The organism is Catenibacterium sp. CAG:290 (genome assembly GCF_000437715.1).
GTDB lineage: Bacteria > Bacillota_I > Bacilli_A > Erysipelotrichales > Coprobacillaceae > Catenibacterium > Catenibacterium mitsuoka_A.
Map to the genome: position 1 here is coordinate 1 of NZ_FR898850.1, position 2,177 is coordinate 2,177.

2 protein-coding genes and 1 tRNA gene are annotated in these 2,177 nt (G+C 34.7%); all 3 read left to right on the forward strand.

Translation table 11 applies throughout. The features are described 5' to 3' along the window. Window positions 1–69 precede the first annotated feature (69 nt). Window positions 70–162: transfer RNA gene (locus tag QVO42_RS08175), tRNA-Ser, on the forward strand. Between the two features lie 59 nt (window positions 163–221). Continuing rightward, complete coding sequence (locus QVO42_RS08180) at window positions 222–1,274, forward strand: FUSC family protein (RefSeq protein ID WP_022425636.1); 1,053 nt, start codon at window positions 222–224, stop codon at window positions 1,272–1,274. Window positions 1,275–1,582: 308 nt separating this feature from the next. After that, window positions 1,583–2,017: an 8-oxo-dGTP diphosphatase gene (locus QVO42_RS08185; RefSeq protein WP_022425638.1), complete on the forward strand. Its 435-nt coding sequence runs from the start codon at window positions 1,583–1,585 to the stop codon at window positions 2,015–2,017. Window positions 2,018–2,177: the final 160 nt, after the last annotated feature.

Below are 2,177 nucleotides of genomic sequence, written 5' to 3' on the forward strand. Positions count from 1 at the left end.
AGAGCAGAGGACTGAAAATCCTCGTGTCGCTGGTTCGATTCCGGCCGGAACCACCATTTTATTTATGATGCAGGTTTACCCAAGTCCGGCTGAAGGGATCGGTCTTGAAAACCGACAGAGGATTAACGTCCTGCGGGGGTTCGAATCCCTCAACCTGCGCCATTAAATGTTACTCGGGAGAGATCCTGAGTTTTTTTGTATTTTAATCAAGGAGGTATCATATGAGATTTTACCAGGAATTACAATTGAATCAGTCTGGTTCTAAAGAACTCATCAGACAAAGCAAAACAACAAAAGAAAAATTATATCACATAGCGGTATATCTTTTTAAAATTGCAATCACAGTGGCATTCTGCTTTCTCTTTGTAACATTATTTAGTATTTTATTTGGAAGTGAGAATAGTATTGCTGGAGTGGTTGTTCTCTTATGTATTATGGTATTTAGACAGGCACACTTTGAAATACATACAGGACAATCTACAGTGCTTCTGGCGTTATTTTTCATTAATATGACTGTGTGTTCACACCTTGCTAATAAACTTCCTCCAGTCACAGGAATGTTGGTAAATATCGTTGCATTAGCTATATTAGTATTTCTAGGATGTCATAATCCATCTATGTTCAATCAATCTACACTTGTGCTAGGATATTTATTATTATATGGGTATGACGTATCTGGAAAGAGCTATTTGATGAGAATTGCTGGAATGGCTGTAGGTGCAGTTCTTACCTGTATCGTATTCTATCGAAACCATAAGCATAGAACATACGATAAGCATGTAAAACATATATTACAGGAATTTGATCTATCTTCCACAAGAACAAAATGGCAGCTATGTCAGATTATCTGTGTGCCAGTTGTAATATGTATAGCTGAACTTTGCGATATGCCACGTGCTATGTGGGCTGGTATTGCCGCAATGTCTGTGATCTTACCACTTATGGACGACATGCAATATAGAGTACGTAAGAGAATTATTGGAAATATTGCAGGAGTGATATGCTTTACAGTATTATATTTCCTGCTTCCTTCACCAATCTATGCATTTATCGGTGTGATTGGGGGAATTGGAGTAGGTTTTTCTACACAATATAGCTGGCAGGCTGTTTTCAATACATTTGGTGCTTTAGCTATAGCAACACAACTATATGGATTAAAGGGAGCAGTAAGCTTAAGAATAATCCAAAATGTATTTGGTGTAGTCTTTGCGTTGTTATTCTGTATTATTTTTCATTGGTTTGTATCAAAAATTAAAGTAAAAGAAGTGTTGTAGGATATAATGAATTCATAAACCTGTTTTGACATAAGGACGTACGAAAATGTACGTTCCTTTTTATCTTGCATATATTGAATCTGTTCCTCGTGATACATTATATCTAACGAGAATGTCTCAATATGCAGCTGATATAAGAACAGCGTGTGCAATATAGCTGGTTTTTACACATAGGGATAAGAATTCACTGCATCTCTTTTGTAATATGCATAAATAAACGTTTTGAGGCAGTTTTGTATATATATGATAACTGTTTATGTATAATGGTTTATAAAGCTTAGAGAAGCGATATATGAGGAGAAAGTGCCATGAGAACTGAAATGGTTGAATTAACTAATCTCTGTATGATAAAAGATGGAGATAAGTATTTACTGCAGAATAGAGTTAAAAAAGATTGGCAGGGATATACATTTCCTGGAGGACATATAGAACCTGGAGAATCAATTGTACAATCTGCAATAAGAGAAGTAAAAGAAGAAACAGGTTTAACTATGAAGAATCCCCGTTTAGTAGGCGTGAAACAATTCTGGGCAGAAAGTGGAAGATATATAGTATTTTTATTTTCTGCAACTAAATTTACTGGTGATTTAAGAAGTAGTAATGAAGGTGAAGTGGAGTGGTTTACCAAAGAAGAAATGAAAAATATCAATTTAGTGAGTCATTTTTTTGAACATTTAGCTGTATTTGAAGGTGATTACTCAGAATATATCTATGAATCTGAAGATTCTATTAAGATTTACTAAAAAAGATATATAAAAAAACATTGATATATAGTGCATATTTTATAAACATAAAAAATAATTTTAAAAAAGGGGTTGCAAAACCTTTGAATTCATTGTATATTATACGAGCAGTCTCGATTGCGAAGTGCCCTGGTGGCGAAACTGGTAGACGCACAGGACT

Excerpts from the sequence above, each read along its gene's own strand:
- QVO42_RS08180 (WP_022425636.1), top strand. The coding sequence starts at position 222 with ATGAGATTTTACCAGGAATTACAATTGAATCAGTCTGGTTCTAAAGAA.
- QVO42_RS08185 (WP_022425638.1), top strand. The coding sequence starts at position 1,583 with ATGAGAACTGAAATGGTTGAATTAACTAATCTCTGTATGATAAAAGAT.